A 21,657-nucleotide genomic window follows, 5' to 3' on the forward strand; every position below is an offset into this window, starting at 1 on the left:
ACCAGATGCAGTGAAACGATGCGCGTCGGAACAACGCTGCACATTGACGAAAATCAGATATTCATCAGCCACTTATACCCGGTATGTGCCGATCACGGTTTCAAGTACTAATTGCCCACTTTAGGCATCGAAATATTCACCTGTCGCCGTGCTTGCGCGAGTGGGATCGAATCAGGTCGCACTCGCATGTCACGCAGTGCTGGCTACACACAGGGCCTTCGGACTGTCGCCAGCGCGTCGTCCTTGTTGGTGAGGTCGGGGCCGACGGTGACCGGGGCGCGACGGAATAGGGCAGTCCCTGCGGACTGCCCTTGAATCGAACGCTCAGGCGAGGCTACGCCCGCGGCGGAAATCCAGCACGCCGCGCTGGTAGGCATCCACCAGCGCGGCGCGCGGCAAACCGCTGGCGCCGGCGGCGTGCGCCATCACCAGCGCCGGATAGACGCCGCGTTCGCCCTGCGCGACGAAGGGCAGCCAGTCGAGCGAGAGCACGGCGACCGCGTCGAAATCGAGCCTGTCGAGGAAGCTTTCGAAGCGCGCCAGGGTGCCGAGCGCCGGCACGCACAGCAGCCGGCCTTCGGGCTGCAGCCAGCCAAACATGCGCCGCAGCAGGGCGGGATCGATGTCGGCGTCTATCATGCCCTGGGTGTCGACGAGGGTGTCGAAGGCGGCGGTGGGCTGGTAGCGCTGGCCGTCGCTGCTGGCGTAACGCAGGTTGGCGAGGCCCAGCCGGGTGGCGAAACGGCGCGCCACGTCGATGGAGGATGGCGAAGCGTCGATGCCCCACACCTCCGCCGCCGGGCGGCAGCGCGCATACCAGCTGGTGAGGTAGCCGATGTTGCAGCCGACGTCGAGGATGCGGGTGCCGGCCAGCCGTGCGGCGACGAACTCGCCGGTGGCGCGGATGGCGTCGGCCTTGCCGGAGTGGATGAGCGCGGCGATGTCGGGCCGCGACACGAATTCGTAGAAGGCGACCACGTCCGCCTGCCTGGGCCGGGCGCGGGCGAGGGCCTTGCCGAGTTGCGCCAGCCGCTTGGCATCCTTGGGCGTCAGCCCGGCCTGTGGTGCGCCGCCGGATGCCGCGGGCCGGATGCCGAAGCTCAGCAGGTGATCTCGTAGCGTGGGCGGCGCGGTGTGGTCGGTCATGGCGGCTCTGGCGGTCGGCGGAAACGGCCCGCGCGCTGCGCATGCGGCGGCGGGCGGCCGGGCATTGTAGCCGGGCTCGGCTTCAGCCCTGCGCCGGGTTGAGCTTGTCCTCGGTGCGCAAGGCGAAGTCGCTGGCATCGTGGCGCTCGTGCAGCTGCTCCGCCGGCGCGCCCCAAGTGCGGTTGACCATGCGGCCGCGCTGCACCGCCGGCCGCGTGGCAATCTCGTCGGCCCAGCGCAGCACGTTGCGGTAGCGCTGCGCGTCGAGAAACTCCGCCGCGCCGTACACCTGGTTGAGCACCAGCCCGCCGTACCACGGCCAGACGGCGATGTCGGCAATCGTGTAGTCCTCACCCGCCACGTAGCGGTGCTCGGCCAGCTGGCGGTCGAGCACGTCGAGCTGGCGTTTCACTTCCATGGTGTAGCGGTTGATTGGGTACTCGTATTTCTCCGGCGCATAGGCGTAGAAATGGCCGAAGCCGCCGCCGACGAAGGGCGCGCTGCCCATCTGCCAGAACAGCCAGGACAGGCACTCGGTACGGCGGGCAGGATCACGCGGCAGGAAGGCGCCGAACTTTTCGGCGAGGTAGAGCAGGATGGCGCCGGATTCGAAGACGCGCTGCGGCGGGCTGGTGCTGCGGTCCACCAGCGCAGGGATCTTGGAATTGGGATTCACCTCGACGAAGCCGCTGCCGAACTGGTCGCCCTGGTTGATGCGGATCAGCCAGGCGTCGTACTCCGCGCCTTCAAACCCCGCCGCCAGCAGCTCTTCCAGCAGGATGGCGACCTTGGCGCCGTTGGGCGTCGCCAGCGAGTAGAGCTGCAGCGGATGCCGCCCCACCGGCAGCGCCTCGTCATGGGTGGCGCCGGCGACCGGCCGGTTGATGTTGGCGAACGCACCGCCGCTCGGTGCTTCCCATTGCCAGACCCTGGGGGGCGTGTAGCTCGCTTCGCTCATCGTTTGCTGTCCTCATGTGTCGGTTGGCCGGCGGCAAGCGCGCGCCCGCGTCGTCCTCAGACCGCCACGCCCGCAGCCGGTTGCACGGCGGCGGCCCGCGGTCAGTCAGCGCAGTTCGTCCGCCAGCGTGCGCAGCATCCGCTCTGCCTGCCCGAGGTAGGCGCGGCCGAAGAGGTTCAGGTGGTTGAGCACGTGGTAGAGGTTGTAGAGCGTCTTGCGCTGCTCGTACCCCTCGGCCAGGGGCCAGGCCGTCCGGTAGGCGGCATAGAAGGCCGCCGGAAAGCCGCCGAAGAGTTCGCTCATCGCCAGGTCGGTTTCGCGGTCGCCGCGATAGACCGCCGGATCGAAGATCACCGGCCTGCCCTCGGCATCCATCGCCGCGTTGCCGTTCCACAGGTCGCCGTGCAGCAGGCTGGGGCGCGAGCAGTATTCGAGGAACATCGCCGGCACGCGCTCCAGCAGCTGGTCGGCGTCCCGCCCCAGCGCGCCGCCGTAACCCCTGGCGCGCGCCATCCGCAGTTGCGGCCGCAGCCGGCAGTCGACGAAGAAGCGCGCCCAGCCGTCGTGCACGGCATTAGTCTGCGGGTTCGCGCCGATGAAGTTGTCGCGCGCCCAGCCGAATTGCTCGCCGGCATCGCGATGCAACTGCGCCAGCGCGCGCCCGAAGCGCTGTCCGTCCTCGGCGCTCGCCAGCGGACGCAGGTTCAGGTGTTCGAGCAGCAGAAAGGCTTCGTCGCCCGCGCTGCCGCAGCCCAGCACGCGCGGCACGCGGAAAGCCTCACAGCCGGCCAGCGCGGCCAGGCCGTCGGCTTCGGCCTCGAACATCGGCAGCGCCGCCGCTGCATTCAGCTTGAGAAAGTAGGGCCGACCGCCGGCGAGAACCTCGAAAGCGCGATGGATGCAGCCGCCACCGATGGCCCGCAGCTCGGCGCCGGAGAAATCGATGCCGCTGGTGGCCGCGAGAGCGTGCCCGAGCCCGGCACTCAAGCTTGGCATCTGTTCCACCGCAGGACTCCGGTTCGTGTGTGCATGGCGTTCCGCCGTGGTTCGATTGATGGGTGTCGACCGCGAGCAGCCGGTCGGAATCGGCCGCATCATCCCCCTTCGCACAGCGCCCGGGCAAGACCCGGAACAGGCGGCGGCAACGCCGTAGCCCTGCCGGCGGCTCTCGCCCACGGACCGATCCTGGCAGGTGACGCCGCCGACGTTCCGGCGCACCATAGCCGCCATGCGGTTCGGGTATCGCCGAAACGGGCGGACCGGGCCTTTATCCCCAGCAGGACGGCCGACCCATGACCCATACCCAGGACGCAGCGCTGATACTGGCCCACACCCTCGAACAGACGACGGACGCGGTCGTGATGGTGGATGGCAGCCATCGGGTATCGCACTTCAATGCCGCCGCGGAACGCCTGTGGGGCCGGGCCCGCGAGAGCGTCATCGGCCAGCCGGTCGCGCAGCTGCTGCCCGACGACCTGCTCGCCCCTCACGGCGGCGTGCCGGCAGCCGACATGGCGGCGGCCCTGGACGCGCTGACGGGCAAACCGCTGGAGATGCCGATAGTGCGCCCCGACGGCACGACAGCGTGGGGCGCGCTGTCGGTTCTGCGGCTGGCCCTGCCAGCGCAATCGCTCCATACCTTTTTTGTGCGGGACGTCACCGAGCAACGTCAGTGGCGCGAGGCGCAGCGCCTGCTGTCGCTCGGCCTCAACGAGGCCGACAGCGCAGTCATCATCACCGACGCGGCCGCACGCATCGTGCATGCGAACAGCGGCTTTACCCGCCAGTTCGGCTGGAGCGCCGCCGAGGCGGTCGGCCACACCCCCCGCGAACTGCTGTTCGCCTCGCCCCACTGCCCGCGCAATCATTTCGACGACATCGACGCCCAGCTCGCCGCCGGGCGCAGCTTCCGCTCCGACGAACTGGTCTGCGACAAGGACAACCGGCCGCAGTGGTGCTCGATGCTGATCACCCCCGTCATCGACGCTGGCGGCAAGCTGACCAATACGGTGACGGTGCTGACCGACATCACCCACACCAAGATGCACGAGGTGCTGCAGCACAAGGTGCTCGCCGCGATGGTGCGGGAAGAACCCCTCTTCGACGTGATGACGCTGATCTGCCGTGAGGTCGAGCGCATCGCGCCGGAAGTGATCGCCACCATACTCCAGGTCGATGAAGACGGCCGGCTGCACCCGCTGGCCGCGCCCCGCCTGCCGGAAAGCTACTCGCGCGCGCTCGACGGCGCCGCCATCGGACCGGTTGCCGGCTCCTGCGGCACGGCCGCCTTTCGTGGCGAGCCGGTGCTGGTAACCGACATCGCCACCGATCCGTTGTGGGCGGATTACAAGCAGCTGGTGCTGCCGCTGGGGCTGGTCGCCTGCTGGTCCAGCCCGATCAAGGGCAGCGACGGCCGCGTGGTCGGCACCTTCGCCTTCTACTACCGCGACCACCGCGGCCCCACCGCGCTGCACAGGCAGCTGGTGGAGGTGAGCGTGCATCTGTGTGCCCTCGCGCTCGAACGCGAAGCGGCGCGGGCGCGCATCCGCCAGCTGGCCTTCTACGACGGACTCACCGGCCTGCCCAACCGCAGCCTGCTCCAGGTCCAGGCCGACCAGGCGATCGCCCGCGCCAACCATGCGCACGAAGGCCTGGCCGTCCTCTTCATCGACCTCGACCGTTTCAAGCAGGTGAACGATTCCCTTGGCCATCCCGCCGGTGACGAACTGCTGCGCACGGTCACCGCCCGGCTGCAGGCCGAGGTGCGCGAATCCGACATCGTCGGCCGCCTGTCCGGCGACGAATTCGTGGTCGTCCTCACCCAGTGCGACGCCACGCGCGCCACCGACATGGTCGAGCAGTTGCAGACGGCACTGTCGGCACCCTGCCGCCTGGGCGAGATCTCGCTGACGCCCTCGGCCAGCGTGGGCATCGCCCTGTTCCCCGAGAACGGCCGCGACATGGACACCCTGCTGCACCGCGCCGACCTCGCCATGTACCAGGCGAAGAGCAGCGGCCGCGGGCGTTTCAGCTTCTTCAGCAACGAGATGAACGTGCTCGCGCAGGAGCGCCTCGCCCTCGAGGCCGCGCTGCGCGAAGCCTTGCTCAAGGAGCAGCTGCACCTGCACTATCAGCCGCAGGTCGACCTCAAGGACGGCCGTCTCTACGGCGTGGAAGCGCTGGCGCGGTGGACGCATCCGCAGATCGGCAACATCCCGCCGATCCGCTTCATTCCGCTGGCCGAGGAATGCGGGCTGATAGGCGAACTCAGCAACTGGGCCCTGCGCGAAGCCTGCCGCCAGCTTGCCGACTGGCGCCGCCGCGGGTTGGCCGTGCCATCGGTATCGGTGAACCTGTCGCCCACCAACTTCCACAATCTGGAGCTGCCGCAGACGATCGCCGCCACGCTGGCGGCCAACGCGCTCGCCCCGTCCGACCTCACGGTGGAAATCACCGAGAGCGTACTGATGGACACCAACCCCAGCACCATGAAGACGATAGGCGAAGTGCACGCCCAGGGCGTACGCCTGGCCATGGACGATTTCGGCACCGGCTATTCCAGCCTTGGCTACCTGCGCCGCCTGCCGGTGAGCGAGCTGAAACTGGACAAGAGCTTCGTGCGCGATCTGGAAAGCGATGAGGCCACCCGCGCGCTGACCAGCGCCGTCATCCGCATCGGCGAAAGCCTGCGCCTCACGGTGGTCGCCGAAGGGGTGGAAGACGGCCTGCAGCGCCAGCTACTGAAGGACCAGGGCTACCACGTGGCCCAGGGCTACCTGTTCTCGCCGCCGCTCCCCGCAGCCGAGCTCGAACGCTGGCTGCAACTGCACGCGCTCTGATGGCCGGACAGCCGCGGCGGGCGCCGGGCTGTCCGCCTGCCGCGGCTCAGCGCGACGCGAAGCGGCGACGAACGCCGGCCAGGCCGAGCGCGGCCAGGCCGAGCAGCCCGAGGACACCGGGTTCGGGCACGGTGTTGAGGCTGGCGGGGTCGCGCGCCCACAGGCTGACGTGGGACAGGCCGCGGCCCAGCGTCTTGGAGATGTCGAAAGTGCCGCCGAAGTGGAAGATCGGCACGTCGACCGACGGGTGCGCAACACCGAACTGCGCGGCGGTGAAGTCGTAGGCCGCGAACTCCCTGGCCTGCTTGAAGACCAGTGCGAACTGGTCGAAGTAGTTCTTCCCGAACAGGGCTTCGGTGCGCGACGCGACCGCCGCATCCGGCGTGAAGGCCCAGGTGCCGGTGCCGTCGCCGTTGCTGGTCACGGTGAAGAAGCTGGCCAGCACGATGCTGGTATCACCGCCCACCGCTTCCGGCACGAAGGTGCCGGTGCCGTCCCGGTTGAGGTCGATACGGCCGAGCATGACCCAGCCCGGATCGTCCGCCGTGCCGTCGCCGCGCAGGTCGCTGGTCGGGTACTCGTCGGTGATGAAGGCGCCGCCGGGGAAGAGATCCTCGCCGGTACGCGTCTGCAAGGCGCCGTTGAGCAGGCCATCGCCGGCATAACCCAGATTGATCGACGGCTTGGGCATGTCGTTACCGTCGTAACCACCGGCGCATGCCGCCGCGTCCATCGGCGCGATGTTGTACGTGGTCATGGTGGCATCGGCGCTGGTGCTGCTGAACTGACCGACGCTGGTCACCTGCACGTCGGACACGCTGCACGCCGCCGCGCTCGCAGTGCCAGGGAGCGCCGCACCGAGGATCATCGCGGCCGTCGATGCCGCAAGCATGGTCTTCTTCAGGTTCATGTTTTTCCTTGCGAAGTGTGAAAAAGTTCTTCGCGATAAATTTAACGATCTGCTTATTACTTTTTTCATAGCAACAACAAATTCCGAGGGCGAACGAAAGCAAACGGCATGCCTGAAAATATTTTCTCTTTGTAAGCAAATGGATAAGAGAAATTGATCGAACAAGTGCCACTGCGGCGACGCAGCATGTAAAGAATTCCGACAACAAACCATGACTTTGATCTGACTCCATACGCACTGGTATGGAAGCTACGTATAATCCTTATCCGTCAATACAGAACATCTATAAGCACGGAGAGGAAGAGGATGAATCCGCAAGACCAGTACGCCCAGAAACGCATGAACGCAGCCGACGCGGCCGGCCTGATCCGCGACGGCGACACCGTGGTGGTGCCCACCGGCGTGGGCGAACCGCCAACGCTGCTGCACGCGCTGTCCGAGCGCCGCAGTACGCTCAAGGACATCGTCGTCAGCCAGATCCTGCCGCTGCGCAAATACGCCTATTACGACCCGGCGACGCGCGCCAACGTCCGCCACACCGCCTACTTCTTCGGCGGCGCCTCGCGCGCCGGCGGCCAGGAAGGCTGGGTGGATTTCGTGCCCAACTACTTCTCCGAGCTGCCGATGCTGATCGACCGCGGCCTCACCCCCGCCGACGTGGTGGTGTCGATGGCCTCGCCGATGGACGAGCACGGCTACTTCGCGCTATCGCTGGCGCCGGACTACACCATGGCGGCGGTGAAGAAGGCGCGGGTGATCCTGCTCGAGGTGAATCCGAACGTGCCCTTCGCCTACGGCGACTGCCATGTGCACATCTCGCAGGTGTCCGGCCTGGTGGAGAGCGAGGAAGAGCTGTTCGAGGTCGGTCTGCCCAAGATCGGCCCGGTGCAGGAGGCCATCGGCAAGTACGTTGCCGACCTCATCGACGACGGCGCCACGCTGCAGATCGGCTACGGCGGCATTCCCGACGCGGTGGTGATGCAGCTGCAGCACAAGCACGACCTCGGCATCCACACCGAGATGATCGGCGACGGCATCCTGTCGCTGATCGAATCCGGCGCGGTGAACAACCGCCGCAAGAACTTCATGCCCGGCAAGATGGTGGCGACCTTCGCGCTCGGCTCGCGCAAGCTCTACCGCCACCTGCACCGCAATCCGGCACTGGAGATGCACCCGGTCGATTTCACCAACGACCCCTACATCGCCGCCCGCAACGACAACCTGTGCGCGATCAACGCCACGCTGCAGATCGACCTGCTCGGCCAGTGCGGCTCGGAAAGCCTGGGTTCGGCGCCCTATTCCGGCACCGGCGGTCAGGTGGACTTCGTGCGCGCGGCCAACCGCTCCAAGGGCGGCAAGGCCTTCATCGTGCTGCCCTCCACCGCCAAGGACGACACCATCTCGCGCATCGTGCCCACGCTCACCCCCGGCACCCACGTCACCACCGGCAAGAACGACATCAACTACGTCGTCACCGAGTACGGCGTGGCCCAGCTGCGCGGCAAGAGCGCCAAGCAGCGCGCCGAGGCGCTGATCGCGATCGCCCACCCGGACTTCCGCGCCGAGCTGCGCGAGCAGGCCCGCCGCATCAAGCTGATGTAAGCGCGCCGCGCCCGCAGTAGACTCACGCTCTTGCTGGCCAGACCACTGCGGGCGCAACCATGTTCTACGGCATCACCGATCCGCTGACCTTCATCCTCGGCACCATCGTCATCGTGCTGCTGCCGGGGCCGAATTCACTCTACGTGATGTCGGTGGCCTCGCGCCACGGCATCGCCGCCGGCTATCGCGGCGCCTGCGGCATCTTCGTCGGCGACACCGTGCTGATGCTGCTGTCGGCCACCGGCATGGCCTCGCTGCTGCACACCACGCCGGCGCTGTTCATGGCGGTGAAATACGCTGGTGCGGCCTATCTGGCGTGGCTGGGCGTCGGCCTGCTGCGCGCGGCGGTCGCCGGCTGGCGCCGACCGGCCGCCGCAGAAGCCGCGCCACGCCCGGTGGACGCCGCCCGCCCCTTCCGCACCGCGCTGCTGATCAGCCTGCTGAACCCGAAGGCCATCCTGTTCTTCGTGTCTTTCTTCGTGCAGTTCGTCGACCCCGGCTACGCCTGGCCCGCGCTCACCTTCCTGATCCTCGGCGTGATCGTGCAGGTCTGCAGCGCCGCCTACCTGTCGGCGCTGATCTTCGGCGGCGTCCGTCTGGCCGCGCTGTTCCGCCGCCGGCAGCGGCTGGCCGCAGCGGCCTCCGGCAGCGTCGGCGGGCTCTTCATCGGCTTCGGTGCCAAGCTCGCCAACGCGACCCTGGGCTGAGGCTAGCCTTCGCCCAGATAGCGCGCCTCGAGGTGGGCGCGGAAATACGCCGGGTTGAGCGCCTCGCCGCTGGCGCGCCGCACCAGTTCCGGCGTCTCCCAGCGGCTGGCCTGCGACCAGATGTTGTCGTTCAGCCAGCCGAACACCGGAGCGAAATCGCCCTGCGCGATGTACGCATCCAGCTCGGGCCGAGCCCGGCGCAGAGCGGCGAACCACTGCGCGGCGTACATCGCGCCCAGGGTGTAGCTCGGGAAGTAGCCGAAGGCGCCGTCGGTCCAGTGCACATCCTGCAGGCAGCCGTCGGCATGGTTGCCGCGGGTGTCCAGTCCGAGCAGCGCCTGCATCTTCTCGTTCCATAGCGCGGGGATGTCCTCCGGCTCGATCTCGCCTTCGATCAGCGCGCGCTCGATCTCGAAGCGCAGGATGATGTGCGCCGGATACGTCACTTCGTCCGCGGCGATGCGGATGTAGCCCGGCTGCACCCGGGTGAATAGCCGGTAGAGGTTGTCGGCGTCGAAGGCGGGCTGGTCGCCGAAGTGCTCGCGCAGCAGCGGCGCCAGCAGGCCGACGAAGCCGCGGCTGCGGGCGAGCTGCATCTCGAAGGACAGGCTCTGGCTTTCGTGGATGCCGTAGGAGCGCGCCAGCCCGAGGGGCTGACCGCACCAGGCGCGCGGCAGGTTCTGTTCGTAGCGCGCATGGCCGGTCTCGTGGATGGTGCCGAGCAGCGCGCGGGTGAAGTCGTCCTCGTGGTAGCGGGTGGTCAGGCGCACGTCCTCCGGCACGCCGCCGGAAAAGGGATGGGCACTCTCGTCCAGCCGGCCGCCTTCGAAGTCGAAACCGAGCATCCCCATCACCGCCAGGCTCAGCGCCCGCTGCGCCGCCACCGGAAAAGGCCCGACCGGGGCGATCACCGGCTCGGCGCGCTGCTTTTCGCCCACCCGCGCGATCAGGTCGGGCAGCCAGCCGCGCACGTCGCCGAAGATGCGCTCGATCTCCACCGCGCGCATGCCGGGCTCGAAGCGGTCCATCAGCGCGTCGTAGCGCGACAGGCCGGTGTGCTCGGAAAGCAGCCGCGCCTCCTCGCGCGACAGGCGCACCACCTCGCGGAAGTTCTCCAGGAAGCCCGGCCAGTCGTTGGCCGGGCGCTGGCTGCGCCAGGCGTGCTCGCAGCGCGCGCCGGCCAGCGACTTGGCCTCCACCAAGGATTCCGGCAGCGCGTTGGCGTCCTGCCAGTTACGGCGGATCTCGCGCAGGTTGGCGCGCTCGACCTCGTCCAATGGCTCCGCTTCGGCGGCGGCGATGAGCTCGGCCAGGCGCGGGTCGGTGCGGCTGCGGTGGATCAGCGCATGCAGTTCGGCCTCGGCCGCGGCGCGGGCCTCATTGCCCTTGGGCGGCATCATTGCGTTGCGGTCCCAGCCGACGATGGCGGCGAGATGGTCGTAGCGGTAGAGGCGGAGGTAGTGGCGAGTAAGTTCGGTGTAGGCAGGGGCGGCGGGGGAGGTCATCGTCTTCGGCACCATCAATGCGGATGGCCCATGTTAGCGCCGCGCGGCCACAGGCACGACATCCTGTGCGGACGAAAAATTGCTTTCGCATAACTAAATGCAAATGTAATATTTTGACACCTTCATCCGAGGACCCTCCAATGCCGTCATCCCTCCTGCGCCTCAAGGCAGCCGTGCTCGCGCTCGCCCTCGTCGCCTCCCCTGCCGCCGTCCGCGCCAACTCCACCATGCAGGATTCGGTGATCGTCCCTATTTCCCTGAGCGTGCTCGGCGTTATGGCCTCCCACTACTACGCGGAAGAACTCGGCAGAATGTCGCGCGGCACGGTCAAGAGCCTCTCGCGCGGTTCGACCACCACCGAGGTCCGTATCCAGGACGATGGCAACCGGCTGGTCACGCTCGAGATCCCCAATGCGGCGCTCCAGGGCAAGGCCGTCGAGGTCGACGAGGTCGTCACCATCGAACGCCTGCAGCCGGGGCTGCTGGTCACGCTGGGCGACCCGCGCAATCGTGTTTTCGTGCCCACCCCCGCTACCGCCGACCTGCTCCACAGCGAGCGCCTCGGGGGTTCGTGATGCAGCCCGGGCGTGTGGCACGCCGGAGTGCGCTCGCGCTGCTGGTGGCACTGGCGCCGGCGGTGCAGGCCGGCCAGTCTTGCGCGGGGCGCTACGACGCGATCACGTATTCCAGGGCTTTCGCGCTGGCCCAGCTCGCCCGCGCCGAACTCGACAAGACCGACGCCCGCGTCGTGCTGCTCGCCCGCATCGGACAGGACCTCTCCGACTACGGACTGACCTGGTCGCATGCCGGCTTCGCGGTGCGCGACCATCCCCGCGGCCGTTGGACGGTGGTGCACGAACTCAACGAATGCGGCACCGCCCGCTCGGCGATCCATGCGCAGGGGCTGGCCAACTTCTACGGCGACGACCTGTTCGCCTATCACAGCGCGGCCTACCGCCTGCCGCCGGCACTCGAGACCCGGCTGCTGCCGGTGCTGACCACTGAAGCGGCGCTGCTGACCCACGGCGCCGATTACCGGTTGACGGCCTATCCTTTCTCGTCGAAGTACCAGAACAGCAACGGCTGGATCATCGAGACACTGGCGGTGGCGATGGCGCCGGAAGGCACGGTGGTGTCGCGCGATACCGCGCAGCGCTGGCTGCGGTCGGCCGGCTACACGCCGACCACGCTGGACATCGGCTGGGTCAAGCGGCTGGGCGGCCGCATGCTGAAGGACACAATCTCCTTCGACGACCATCCGCCGGAACTGCGCTGGCAGGGCCGGATCCAGGTCGCCACGGTGGATTCGATCTTTGGCTTCCTGCAAACGCGGCGGGTGCCGGCGGACGCGGAGCCGCCGATACTGAGCTTCGGTCTGACTGCGCCCTAGCGCACGGCGCCGGCCTCAGCCGAAATCGGCCATCTTCTCACCCAGGCGGATCGCCCGCGCCGGCGCCCACTCGGCGTTGAAGCGCAGGTCGCCGCGCGGAAACAGCATCACCACGGTGGAACCGAGCAGGAAGCGGCCCATTTCCTCGCCCTGTTGCAGCACCACCTGGCCTTCCGGGTAGCGCCAGTCGCGGATCTGCCCGGGGCGTGGCGGATTGACCACCCCATGCCAGACGGTGGCCATGCTGCCGACGATGGTGGCGCCGACCAGCACCAGCGCAAAGGGCCCGTGCCCGGAATCGAACACGCAGACGACGCGTTCGTTGCGCGCGAAGAGGCCGGGTACGCCGCGCGCGGTGGTGGGATTGACCGAGAACAGCTCGCCCGGCACGTGGATCATGCGCAGCAGCCGGCCGGCGCAGGGCATGTGGATGCGGTGGTAGTCGCGCGGGCTGAGGTAGAGGGTGGCGAAGTGGCCGTTGTCGAACAGGGCGGCGAGGTCGCGGTCGCCGCCGACCATCGCGGTGGTCGAATAACGGTGACCCTTGGCTTGGAAGATCTGGCCGCGCTCGATGGCGCCGAACTGGCTGATCGCGCCGTCGACCGGGCAGACGAGGGGCGCATCGGCAAGCGGGCGCGCGCCTTCCTTCAGCGGCCGGGTGAAGAATTCATTGAAGCTGGCATAGGCAGCCGGGTCCGGATTGGCGGCCTCGGCCATGTTCACGCCGTAGCGGCCGATGAACCAGCGGACGACGGCGGTGGTAAGCCCGCCCGCCTTGGCGCCGGCGAGCTTGCCCATGAGTTCGGTAAGGGCCCGCTTGGGCAGCAGGTATTGCGGCAGGACGGCGAGACGGTCGGACACCAGTGGACTCTCGGGGTGATGGGCAGCGGCGGATTATAGCGGTGATGGGGGATGCCGCCGTCTTGCATCGCCGCTGTGGCTCACATTCGGGAAGCCGCTCGCCCCCGTCGTCGCCGACAGGCATCCGCGGGAGACAGGGTTAGTACGGCGCTTTGCGCTTCGACCGCCCGATGGGCGGGTGGTCAGGCCGGGCTGAAAAGCCGGGCCACCGCCTGCGGATTGGACGGAAAGTAGAAATGCACGTAGGACGCGGTCAGCCGGCCGACGCGGTAGATCGCTTCGCCTTCGCCGCCATCGGGGCGCTGCGCCCGCAGCAGCGGCGCCACCGGCGTTTCGCTCTTCGAGTAGTGGAAGGTGTGGCCGGTCAGCCTGCCCTCCGGCAGTTCGGCCTCCTGCATGCCGAGCGCGGCAAGGCGCTTCTGCATCACCGCGCGGCCGGGCAGCAGGCCGCCGAAGCGGCGCTCCACCCCGGCCTTGTCCACCACGCTTTCGAACAGGCTCATCATGCCGCCGCATTCGGCCAGCAGCGGCTTGCCGGCTTCCGCATGGGCGCGCAATGCGGACCAGAAACCGGTGTTGGCGGCCAGCGCCTCGCCGTGCAGTTCGGGATAGCCGCCGGGCAGCCAGACCGCATCGCAGACCGGCAGCACGTCACCGGCGACCGGCGAAAAGAAGACGAGCCCGGCGCCGAGTTCGCGCAGGGAGTCGAGGTTTGCGGGGTAGATGAAGCCGTAGGCGGCGTCGCGGGCGATGGCGATTGTTCTACCTGCGAGCAGCGGCTTTCCCGCGACACCCGGCGCCGCCGGGAAGCTCACCGCGGCCGGCAGTTCCGCAGCGCCGGTACGGCCGAGGCTGTCGGCCATGCGATCCAGGCGCGCGCCGAGATCCTCGATTTCGGCCGCCTGCATCAAGCCGAGGTGGCGCTCCGGCAGGGCGGCGTCGGCATCGCGCAGCACCGCGCCGAACCAGCGCATGCCGGCCGGCAAAGCCTCGCGCAGCATGTCGGCGTGGCGTTCGCTGCCGACGTGGTTGGCGAGCGTGCCGGCGAAGGGCAGGCCGGGGCGGAAGGTGGCGAGGCCATGGGCGATGGCGCCGAAGGTCTGGGCCATCGCGCGCGCGTCGATCACCGCCATCACCGGGATGCCGAAACGGCAGGCGATGTCGGCGCCAGAGGGCGTGCCGTCGTAGAGCCCCATCACGCCTTCGACCAGGATCAGGTCGGCCTCGCCCGCGGCCTCGTACAGCCGGCGCGCGATGTCGGCTTCGCCGCACATGCCGAGATCCACGTTGTACACCGGCGCGGCGCTGGCGACGGCATGGATCTGCGGATCGAGGAAATCCGGGCCGCACTTGAACACCCTCACCTTGCGGCCGAGCCGGGTGTGCAGGCGGGCGAGCGCGGCGGTGACGGTGGTCTTGCCCTGGCCGGAGGCCGGCGCGGCGACGAAAAGCGCCGGACAGCGGCGCACGGCGCTCACGATTGCGCTCCCTTCGCTTCGCCCGCATGCACCACCGTACAGCCAGCATGCGGCGGGTGTGGCGCGTCGTCCCTGGTCGCCGGTGCAAACCAGGCCAGGCGCGGATACAGCCCGACGACGTCGCCCACTACCGTCAGGGCCGGCGGGCGGATGCCGGCCTGCGCCACGCGCTCGGCCAGGGTCGCCAGATCGGCGGTGACCACGCGCTGGGCGTCGGTGGTGCCGCGCTCGATCACGCCGGCCGGCGTCGTCGGCGGCAGACCGTGGGCAACGAGTTGGTCGCAGATTTCCGCCAGCCGCGAGATGCCCATGTAGATCACCAGGGTCTGGCCGCGGCGGGCGAGCATGTCCCAGTCGAGGTCGAGCAGGCCATCCTTGAGGAAACCGGTGGTGAACACCACCGACTGCGCGTGGTCGCGGTGGGTGAGCGGAATGCCGGCGTAGGCGGCAATACCCGCCGCCGCGGTGACGCCGGGCACCACCTCGACGGTGATGCCGGCCGCCACCAGCGCCTCCATCTCCTCGCCGCCGCGGCCGAAGATGAAGGGGTCGCCCCCCTTCAGCCGAACCACTCGCCGGCCCTCGCCGGCGAGCTTGACCAGCAGGCGGTTGATGTCTTCCTGCGGCAGGGTGTGATCGGAGGCCTTCTTGCCGACGTAGATGCGTTCGGCGCGCGCCGGCGCCAGCTCGACGATGGCCGGGCTGACGAGGTTGTCGTACACCACCACGTCCGCGCCTTCCACCAGGCGGGCGCCGCGCAGGGTCAGCAGCTCGGGATCGCCCGGACCGGCGCCGACCAGGTAGACGTGGCCCGGCAGCGGGCCGGGCCGGGGGCTGCGGATACGCGGATGGGTCATTGCCTACCACTCCATGCCGGGCATCGCCTTCACCCCGGCCGCGAAGGCATGTTTCACCGGCGTCATGTCGGTCACGGTGTCTGCGGCGGCGACCAGCTCGGGCGGCGCCGCACGGCCGGTCACGACGACGTGCTGCGCCGTCGGCCGCGCGAGGAGATCGGCCACCACCGTATTCACTTCAAGATAGCGGTACTTGAGCGCGATGTTCAGTTCGTCCAGTACCACCAGGCCGATGCTCGGGTCGCTGAGGAAGGCCCTGGCCTGATCCCAGGCGGCCTCGGCGGTGGCGACGTCGCGGGCGCGGTCCTGGGTCTCCCAGGTGAAACCCTCGCCCATCACGTGCCAGCTCACACCGGGCAGGTGGCCGAGCACCTTTTCCTCGCCGGTGTCGCCGCGGCTCTTGATGAACTGCACCACGCCCACCTTCATGCCGTGGCCGAGCGCGCGCACCACCAGCCCGAAGGCCGCTGAACTCTTGCCCTTGCCGTTGCCGGTATTGACCAGCAGCACGCCGCGCTCGACCTTGGCAGCGGCGATCTTCTCGTCCACCACGGCCTTCTTGCGCTGCATGCGTTCGTTATGGCGGGTATCGCGCTCGGATGTCGTCATGATCGTTTCACCATTGGGGGTTCTGGTGCGCCGTCGGCCTCCGGGCCGCGGCTCACTCGGGTATGAAATAGGACCGGCCGTCCACATCCATGCGGCGCAGGGGATGATCGAAGGCGTGGCTGAGCAGGTCGGCGCGCAATACGGTATCGCGGTCGCCGGCATGGACGCCACCGCGGCCGTCGAGCAGGATCACCTGGTCGGCGAAGCGGGCGGCGAGATTGATGTCGTGCAGCACCATCACCACGCCGCGCCCGCTGTCGGCCAGCGCGCGCAAACGCTCCAGCACGGCGATCTGGTAACGCAGGTCGAGGTGGTTGAGCGGTTCGTCGAGCAGGAAGAGCTGCGGCGCCTGCGCCAGCAGCGCAGCCAGCGCCACCCTTTGGCGTTCGCCGCCCGACAGCGTGAGGATGTCGCGCGTCGCCATCCCGGCCATGCCGAACTCGGCCAGCGCGGCGCGGGCGATGGCCTCGTCCTCGGCGCTTTCCCAGCCCCAGCGGCCGAGGTGCGGATGGCGCCCGACCAGCACCGTCTCCAGCACCGAGGCGGCAAAGTGGTCGGGTTGCTGTTGCACCAGCAGGCCGCGGCAGCGTGCCGCATCCAGCGCCGGCCAGGCAGCGTAGGGCAGCCCCGCCAGCCGCACCTGGCCGACGCTGGGTTCGCGCAGGCCGGCCAGGGTGTGGAGCAGCGTGGTCTTGCCGGCGCCGTTGGGTCCGAGCAGCGCCAGGCATTCGCCGCCGCGCAAGGCCAGGCTGAACTCGCAACACAGCCAGCGCTCGGCGATGCGCACCGCCAGCCCTTCGGCTTCGAGCAAGGGCAGCGCGGCGTCGGCGGCTCGGGTGGACAGTGCGACCATCAGCGCGGATGACGGGCGAGCAGGAAGAGAAAGACCGGTACGCCGATCAGCGCGGTCAGCACACCCACCGGCAGCTGCTGCGGCGCCATCACGGTGCGCGCGGCGGTGTCGGCCACCGTCAGCAGGATGCCGCCGGACAGCGCCGCCGCCGGCAGCAGCACACGCTGGTCGTTGCCGAGTGCGAGCCTCACCAGGTGCGGCACGATGAGGCCGACGAAACCGACCGAACCGACCAGCGTCACCGCCACCGCGGTGAACATCGAGGCGAACAGGTAGAGCACCCGGCGCAGCCGGTCGACCCGCACGCCCAGCGCGCGCGCATTGAGCTCGCCACGGGTGAGCACATTGAGGTCGCGCGCATGGGGCGCCACCAGCAGCAGGCCGGCCACCAGCACACCCAGCGCCGGCCACGGCCGCGCCGCGCCGCTGGCGTCGCCCATCAGCCAGAAGAGCATGGACTGCACCCGCGTTTCCGGCGCCATCGCCAGCATCAGCGTCACCGCCGCACCGCAGCCGGCGGCGACGATGACGCCGGTGAGCAACAGCCGGGTCTGCGTCCAGCTACCGTCGCCATGGGCCAGGCCGAACACCATCAGCATCGCCGCCAGCGCGCCGGCAAACGCGCCGGCATCGATCCACAGCGCCGCGCTGCCGGCTGTGATCGCCGCCAGCGCGCCGACGGCCGCGCCACCGGAAATGCCGAGGATGTAGGGATCGGCCAGCGGGTTGCGCAGCAACACCTGCATCAACCCGCCTGCCAGCGCCAGCAGCCCGCCGCAGGCGAAGGTTGCCACCGCGCGCGGCAGGCGCAGTTCGCGCACCACCTGGGCCGCCATGCCGTCGCTGCCGCCGAGCGCGGCGACGACCTCCGCAGCCGAGATCGGCAGCTCGCCCGCCACCAGCGCCCAGGCGAAGCTCAGTACTGCCGCCGGCAGCAGCGCGGCGGCGAACATGAGCGCGCGCGTGCGGCCCGGCATCACGCTACGACCCTGCGGCAGCGGCAGACTGGCGGCCATCGGCGATCAGCGCGGCGCGTAGCGCAGCGCGACGAAGGCGTTGATGCCCGGCGTGCCGTAGCCTTTGGCCAGCTCGTAATCCTTGTCGAGAACGTTGTTGGCGCGCACGTCGATCCGCCAGTCGCGCGCCAGCGCGTATTGCGCATAGGCATTGAGCAGCGCATAGCCTCCCATCCTTCCCGATGCCACGTTGGGCACCTTGTCGTAGCGGCGCCCCTGGCCGACCACCTCGGCGCCCAGCGTCCAGTCGCCGATGTCGCGCTCGATGCCGAACGAGCCGCTTTCGCGCGCACGCCGGCCGAGGTCGTCGCCGCTGTCCTTGTCCTTGGCGTCGAGGAAGTCGAGGCTGGCGCGCAGGCGGTAACCATACACGCTCGCCGTCATGCCGAGTTCGACGCCTTCGAGTTCGGCGGTGGCGACATTGCTGGCGATACCGGTGCTCCAGTCGATCAGGTTCTTGACCCGGTTGTTGAAATAGGTGGCGCGGAAGCTGAAGTCCTTGCGCTCCCAGCTGATGCCGACCTCGCGGTTGAGCGCTTCTTCCGGCTTGAGGTCCGGGTTGCCGCCGAAACAGCCGTACACCGGGTCGCAGTCGAGCGGATAGTACAGGTCGTTGAAGCTCGGCGCCTTGAAGGCGGTGCCGATGCTGCCGTGCACCCGCCATTCCGGCGCGAACTGGTAGCCGTAGGCGGCCGAACCGGTGGTCTTGCCGCCGTACTGCGAGTTCTGGTCGCGGCGGGCATTGACCTGCACATGGTGCTTGCCGAACTCCCCACCCCAGCCCAGCAACACCGAATTGACGATGCGATTGGTCTTCGCATAGGCCGTGGCGGTAGCGACGTTCTGTTCGAGGAACTCGTAGGCGGCCAGCAGCGAACCGCCGGCCAGCGCGACGTCGTTCTGCCAGGTGAACTGGCTCTGGTAGGTGTTGAAATCCGACACCGAGGTGGCGGTCGAACGGGTGCGCGAGGTGTCGGCGCTATAGCCGACACGGACTGTGCTGGCCCAGTCCTGCGTCAGCTGATTGCGCATGTGCACGCCGGCGCTGTCGGTGCGCTTGTCGAGGTAGGAATCGAAGGCGCGACCGGCGTCGTACCAGTTGCGACCGTCGGAATGGAAGACGTTGAGCCCGACTTCGTCGCGCTCGCGGAAACCGAGCGAAACTGCCCCGCTGAAGTAGTCGTTGCGGAAACCGTCGTCGTCGCCGTCGCGGCCGCGGGTGGACAGCGGCTTGGCATTGATGCCGTCGGTGCGGTCGTGACCGGCGGTCAGGCTGTAGCGCAGGCGATCCACGCCGCCGGACAGCCCCGCGCTCAAGGAGCGGGCGTCCTCGGTGCCGGCGCCGATGCTGAAAGTCGGGTGCAGGCCTTCCTCGCCCTTGCGGGTGAAGATCTGGATGACGCCGCCGATGGCATCGGAGCCGTAGAGCGCGCTCGCCGGACCGCGCAGGATCTCGACACGGTCTATCAGCGCCAGCGGAATCATTTCCAGGGTGGGCGAGCCTGAGGTGGCCGAACCGACGCGCATGCCGTCGATCAGCACCAGCACATGGCCGGAAGTGGTGCCGCGGATGAAGACGCTGCTGTTGGAACCGGCGCCGCCGTTGGTGGTGACCTGGATGCCGGGGCGTGCCGACAGCAGTTGCACCAGACTGGTATTGCCGCCAGCCTTGTCGATTTCGGCACGGTCGATCACGTCGACCTCGGCCAGCGCGTCGGACAGGCTCTGCGGCTGGCGGGTGGCGGTCACCACGGTGGTGCCGAGGGTCGGATCGTCGCCGGCCTGAACCAGCAGGGGATGGGCAAGTGCGCACGCCGCAGCGAGCGCGGAGATTCGGATGGTCATCGGGATACTCCCACAAGCCACGGCTCGCGTCCCCGCACGCCATGGCCCAATCGCATAAGGACATGCCGGGAGAAACCGTGAGGAGCCCAACACTGCACCCTTCGCCGCCACCCCGCGACACATCCGCCAGTTCGCGTTCGGGCCGGTATCCGGGCTCGTGGGTAGCCGGATCCGATGTCGATCCGGCCCAGCGCATCGCCTTCCCGGGTGTATCACCCAGTGGCTGCTTGATGCGCCTCTTACTCACTTACCGTTGCGGGGGCAGCACAGGCATCGCGTCCGCAGACGCTCACCTGTTTCCCGTTTAACCCTGGGGCGAGGACCGCCTTCGGGCACCTGAAACACGCCGCCCCTTCCGGGGCAGTGGGCGCGGATGATACCTTGTCCGGCCCTTTTCGTGCAGCGCAAAAAACACCGCTACGCGGGCCGCTGCCCCCAAGGAAGCCGTCTTGTCTTGGGACGACCCTGCGACAAACATCAAATCAACACAATGACCTGCGAACTCATCCTGGGCGGTGCCCGTTCCGGCAAGAGCCGCCACGCCGAGCAGATAGCGCTGGCAAGCGGGCTTGCGGTCACGGTGATCGCGACCGCCGAGGCCGGCGACGACGAGATGTCCGAACGCATCCGCCGCCACCGGGCCGATCGCCCGGCCGGCTGGCGGACGGTGGAGGAACCGCTGGCGCTGGCCGACGCCCTGCGCCGCGAAGCCGCCGCCGAGCGCTGCCTGATCGTCGACTGCCTGACGCTGTGGCTGACCAATCTGCTGGCCGGCGCCGAGTTGCTGCCGCCGGCGGCGAGTGCGGATGCGCTGCCGCGCTTTCGCAGCGAACGCGACGACCTGCTGGCCGTGTTGCCGCAACTGCCGGGCCGGGTGCTGCTGGTGGCCAACGAAGTCGGCCTCGGCCTGGTGCCGGAAACCCCGCTCGGCCGGCTGTTCCGCGACGAGGCCGGCCGCCTCAACCAGGCGGTGGCGGCCTGCGTGCCGCGGGTGAGCTTCGTCGCCGCCGGCCTGCCGCTGGTGCTGAAGGGCTGATCAGCGGGCGTTGAGCTGGCGCAGCCGCTCGGCGGTGGGCGGGTGGGTGGAGAGGTAGTCCTGCCAGTCGCCGGCAGCACTCCGGCAGCCGCCGTGGCGGGTGCAATCGCGCGCCCCCTCCAGCCGCGACAGCATGGTGCCGAGATGGGAGGCGCCGATGCCATGGCTGGCGAGCAGCGCGGCGCCGTAACGATCGGCCTCGTACTCGAAACTGCGCGAATAGCCGAGCTGGGTGAGCAGCACCGGGATCGCCGCCACCGCGGACGACACCGACGACACGTCGCCGGTCACCGCCATCACCACCAGACCGAGCGCCGACGCCTGCAGCACCTGGCGCAGCGCATGGCGGCGCTCGATGTGACCGATCTCGTGGGCCAGCACCGCCATCAACTCCTCGTCGCGCTCGGCCAGCCGTACCAGCTGATCGGTGAACACGATGGTACCCGAGGGCAGCGCCAGCGCATTCGCGCCCAGACTGCGCGCCGCATCGCGAAACTCCACCTGCAGCGGCAGCGGGCCGGCCGAAGCGAGCAGCGGGGCAAAGCGCGCCCGCAGCCGCCGCTGTTCGTCCGCAGCCAGCGCGCTCGGCGCCAGCAGTTCGCCATCCAGCAGCTCCAGCGCACCGTCGCCGATCTGCTGGTTGAGCGAGGCCGGCAATGAAAACGCCGTGACCTCGGCCAGCGCCGGAATGCCGTAGCGCACCGCGCCCCAGACGAAGGCCACCGTCACGACCAGTCCGAGCAGCACGTAGCGCAGGCTGGATTCCAGCCGGTGGATGAGGCCGTGATGCGGGCGCAGCGGCGCGATCAGGCGATCCACGCCGTCGTTGTCGGCGGTCTCGAAGGTGGCGCCGCCGGGGAAACGCAGGAAGCGCGGCGTGCTGCCGAGGCGCGAGCTGACCGCGAGTTCGGTCAGTGCCAGCGGTCCCGCCAGCACCACGCCGTCGGCCAGCACGCTGACGCGGCCGTCAGCGAGCGCCAGCGTAGCCGGCTGCGGGCGCGAACCTGCGCCGCTGAACCAGATGCCGGCGATCGCCGTTGTCATG

19 protein-coding genes and 1 riboswitch are annotated in these 21,657 nt (G+C 68.9%); of the genes, 6 read left to right on the forward strand and 13 right to left on the reverse strand.

Translation table 11 applies throughout. From position 1 onward, the window contains the following. Positions 1-324 precede the first annotated feature (324 nt). The 3 genes from CJ010_RS21520 to CJ010_RS21530 form a co-directional block, all read right to left on the reverse strand. Positions 325-1,146 (reverse strand): trans-aconitate 2-methyltransferase, encoded by an 822-nt coding sequence (locus tag CJ010_RS21520; RefSeq protein WP_168224998.1) that lies wholly within the window; start codon positions 1,144-1,146, stop codon positions 325-327. An 82-nt stretch (positions 1,147-1,228) separates the two neighbouring features. Further along, positions 1,229-2,104, reverse strand: a complete 876-nt coding sequence (gene yghU / locus CJ010_RS21525; RefSeq protein ID WP_141019947.1) for a glutathione-dependent disulfide-bond oxidoreductase — start codon at positions 2,102-2,104, stop codon at positions 1,229-1,231. A gap of 105 nt (positions 2,105-2,209) precedes the next feature. Next, positions 2,210-3,100, reverse strand: a complete 891-nt coding sequence (locus CJ010_RS21530) for a fructosamine kinase family protein (protein WP_141020809.1) — start codon at positions 3,098-3,100, stop codon at positions 2,210-2,212. 296 nt (positions 3,101-3,396) lie between these two features. Between CJ010_RS21530 and CJ010_RS21535 the strand changes: the two genes are divergently transcribed. Then, positions 3,397-5,943 (forward strand): EAL domain-containing protein, encoded by a 2,547-nt coding sequence (locus CJ010_RS21535; RefSeq protein WP_141019948.1) that lies wholly within the window; start codon positions 3,397-3,399, stop codon positions 5,941-5,943. Positions 5,944-5,989: 46 nt separating this feature from the next. Here CJ010_RS21535 and CJ010_RS21540 read toward each other — a convergent pair whose 3' ends face one another. Then, positions 5,990-6,853, reverse strand: a complete 864-nt coding sequence (locus CJ010_RS21540) for a PEP-CTERM sorting domain-containing protein (RefSeq protein ID WP_240794436.1) — start codon at positions 6,851-6,853, stop codon at positions 5,990-5,992. 306 nt (positions 6,854-7,159) lie between these two features. On the opposite strand from CJ010_RS21540, the gene CJ010_RS21545 reads away from it, so the two are divergent. Together CJ010_RS21545 and leuE are read left to right on the forward strand one after the other, a co-directional pair. Then, positions 7,160-8,455, forward strand: coding sequence for an acetyl-CoA hydrolase/transferase family protein (locus CJ010_RS21545; protein ID WP_141019949.1), 1,296 nt, complete (start codon positions 7,160-7,162; stop codon positions 8,453-8,455). A 59-nt stretch (positions 8,456-8,514) separates the two neighbouring features. After that, positions 8,515-9,162, forward strand: a complete 648-nt coding sequence (gene leuE, locus CJ010_RS21550; RefSeq protein ID WP_141019950.1) for a leucine efflux protein LeuE — start codon at positions 8,515-8,517, stop codon at positions 9,160-9,162. Between the two features lie 2 nt (positions 9,163-9,164). On the opposite strand, the gene CJ010_RS21555 is transcribed toward leuE, so the two are convergent. Beyond that, positions 9,165-10,667 (reverse strand): carboxypeptidase M32, encoded by a 1,503-nt coding sequence (locus CJ010_RS21555; protein ID WP_141019951.1) that lies wholly within the window; start codon positions 10,665-10,667, stop codon positions 9,165-9,167. Positions 10,668-10,807: 140 nt separating this feature from the next. Here CJ010_RS21555 and CJ010_RS21560 point away from each other — a divergent pair, with 140 nt between their 5' ends. Together CJ010_RS21560 and CJ010_RS21565 are read left to right on the forward strand one after the other, a co-directional pair. Next, positions 10,808-11,242, forward strand: a complete 435-nt coding sequence (locus tag CJ010_RS21560; RefSeq protein WP_141019952.1) for a hypothetical protein — start codon at positions 10,808-10,810, stop codon at positions 11,240-11,242. Then, positions 11,242-12,057, forward strand: a complete 816-nt coding sequence (locus CJ010_RS21565; protein WP_141019953.1) for a DUF2145 domain-containing protein — start codon at positions 11,242-11,244, stop codon at positions 12,055-12,057. The genes CJ010_RS21560 and CJ010_RS21565 overlap by 1 nt, the downstream gene beginning before the upstream one ends. Before the next feature lie 15 nt (positions 12,058-12,072). Here CJ010_RS21565 and asd read toward each other — a convergent pair whose 3' ends face one another. The 7 genes from asd to CJ010_RS21600 form a co-directional block, all read right to left on the reverse strand. Next, entirely contained in the window at positions 12,073-12,918 is an 846-nt protein-coding gene (gene asd, locus CJ010_RS21570) for an archaetidylserine decarboxylase (RefSeq protein WP_141019954.1), read from the reverse strand. Positions 12,919-13,100: 182 nt separating this feature from the next. After that, positions 13,101-14,396 (reverse strand): cobyrinate a,c-diamide synthase, encoded by a 1,296-nt coding sequence (locus CJ010_RS21575; RefSeq protein ID WP_141019955.1) that lies wholly within the window; start codon positions 14,394-14,396, stop codon positions 13,101-13,103. Continuing rightward, the gene (gene cobA / locus CJ010_RS21580; protein ID WP_141019956.1) at positions 14,393-15,253 is read right to left on the reverse strand and encodes a uroporphyrinogen-III C-methyltransferase; all 861 of its coding nucleotides are present in this window, start codon (positions 15,251-15,253) and stop codon (positions 14,393-14,395) included. The genes CJ010_RS21575 and cobA overlap by 4 nt, the downstream gene beginning before the upstream one ends. A 3-nt stretch (positions 15,254-15,256) precedes the next feature. Further along, complete coding sequence (cobO, locus tag CJ010_RS21585) at positions 15,257-15,862, reverse strand: cob(I)yrinic acid a,c-diamide adenosyltransferase (protein WP_205754837.1); 606 nt, start codon at positions 15,860-15,862, stop codon at positions 15,257-15,259. A 52-nt stretch (positions 15,863-15,914) separates the two neighbouring features. Continuing rightward, a complete protein-coding gene (locus CJ010_RS21590) occupies positions 15,915-16,715 on the reverse strand; it encodes an ABC transporter ATP-binding protein (protein WP_141019957.1) in 801 nt (266 codons plus the stop codon). Then, complete coding sequence (locus CJ010_RS21595) at positions 16,715-17,731, reverse strand: iron ABC transporter permease (RefSeq protein WP_141019958.1); 1,017 nt, start codon at positions 17,729-17,731, stop codon at positions 16,715-16,717. Before CJ010_RS21595 ends, CJ010_RS21590 begins: the two co-directional genes overlap by 1 nt. A gap of 6 nt (positions 17,732-17,737) precedes the next feature. Then, positions 17,738-19,576, reverse strand: a complete 1,839-nt coding sequence (locus CJ010_RS21600; RefSeq protein WP_141019959.1) for a TonB-dependent receptor domain-containing protein — start codon at positions 19,574-19,576, stop codon at positions 17,738-17,740. 122 nt (positions 19,577-19,698) lie between these two features. After that, positions 19,699-19,931: riboswitch (cobalamin riboswitch) on the reverse strand. Positions 19,932-20,066: 135 nt separating this feature from the next. On the opposite strand from CJ010_RS21600, the gene cobU reads away from it, so the two are divergent. Further along, positions 20,067-20,612: a bifunctional adenosylcobinamide kinase/adenosylcobinamide-phosphate guanylyltransferase gene (gene cobU / locus CJ010_RS21605; RefSeq protein WP_141019960.1), complete on the forward strand. Its 546-nt coding sequence runs from the start codon at positions 20,067-20,069 to the stop codon at positions 20,610-20,612. On the opposite strand, the gene CJ010_RS21610 is transcribed toward cobU, so the two are convergent. Continuing rightward, positions 20,613-21,656, reverse strand: coding sequence for a M48 family metallopeptidase (locus tag CJ010_RS21610; RefSeq protein WP_141019961.1), 1,044 nt, complete (start codon positions 21,654-21,656; stop codon positions 20,613-20,615). Between the last annotated feature and the right edge of the window lies 1 nt (position 21,657).

The sequence above is a fragment of the Azoarcus sp. DD4 genome, from assembly GCF_006496635.1.
Taxonomy (GTDB): domain Bacteria; phylum Pseudomonadota; class Gammaproteobacteria; order Burkholderiales; family Rhodocyclaceae; genus Azoarcus.

Bases quoted from the DNA above. Each gene is read 5' to 3' on its own strand.
- CJ010_RS21590 (WP_141019957.1), bottom strand. From the start codon at position 16,715: ATGGTCGCACTGTCCACCCGAGCCGCCGACGCCGCGCTGCCCTTGCTC.
- yghU (WP_141019947.1), bottom strand. From the start codon at position 2,104: ATGAGCGAAGCGAGCTACACGCCCCCCAGGGTCTGGCAATGGGAAGCA.
- CJ010_RS21555 (WP_141019951.1), bottom strand. From the start codon at position 10,667: ATGACCTCCCCCGCCGCCCCTGCCTACACCGAACTTACTCGCCACTAC.
- CJ010_RS21565 (WP_141019953.1), top strand. From the start codon at position 11,242: ATGCAGCCCGGGCGTGTGGCACGCCGGAGTGCGCTCGCGCTGCTGGTG.
- CJ010_RS21600 (WP_141019959.1), bottom strand. From the start codon at position 19,576: ATGACCATCCGAATCTCCGCGCTCGCTGCGGCGTGCGCACTTGCCCAT.
- CJ010_RS21560 (WP_141019952.1), top strand. From the start codon at position 10,808: ATGCCGTCATCCCTCCTGCGCCTCAAGGCAGCCGTGCTCGCGCTCGCC.
- leuE (WP_141019950.1), top strand. From the start codon at position 8,515: ATGTTCTACGGCATCACCGATCCGCTGACCTTCATCCTCGGCACCATC.
- CJ010_RS21535 (WP_141019948.1), top strand. From the start codon at position 3,397: ATGACCCATACCCAGGACGCAGCGCTGATACTGGCCCACACCCTCGAA.
- cobO (WP_205754837.1), bottom strand. From the start codon at position 15,862: ATGACGACATCCGAGCGCGATACCCGCCATAACGAACGCATGCAGCGC.
- CJ010_RS21520 (WP_168224998.1), bottom strand. From the start codon at position 1,146: ATGACCGACCACACCGCGCCGCCCACGCTACGAGATCACCTGCTGAGC.
- cobA (WP_141019956.1), bottom strand. From the start codon at position 15,253: ATGACCCATCCGCGTATCCGCAGCCCCCGGCCCGGCCCGCTGCCGGGC.
- CJ010_RS21545 (WP_141019949.1), top strand. From the start codon at position 7,160: ATGAATCCGCAAGACCAGTACGCCCAGAAACGCATGAACGCAGCCGAC.
- CJ010_RS21540 (WP_240794436.1), bottom strand. From the start codon at position 6,853: ATGAACCTGAAGAAGACCATGCTTGCGGCATCGACGGCCGCGATGATC.
- CJ010_RS21530 (WP_141020809.1), bottom strand. From the start codon at position 3,100: ATGCCAAGCTTGAGTGCCGGGCTCGGGCACGCTCTCGCGGCCACCAGC.
- CJ010_RS21610 (WP_141019961.1), bottom strand. From the start codon at position 21,656: ATGACAACGGCGATCGCCGGCATCTGGTTCAGCGGCGCAGGTTCGCGC.
- cobU (WP_141019960.1), top strand. From the start codon at position 20,067: ATGACCTGCGAACTCATCCTGGGCGGTGCCCGTTCCGGCAAGAGCCGC.
- CJ010_RS21595 (WP_141019958.1), bottom strand. From the start codon at position 17,731: ATGGCCGCCAGTCTGCCGCTGCCGCAGGGTCGTAGCGTGATGCCGGGC.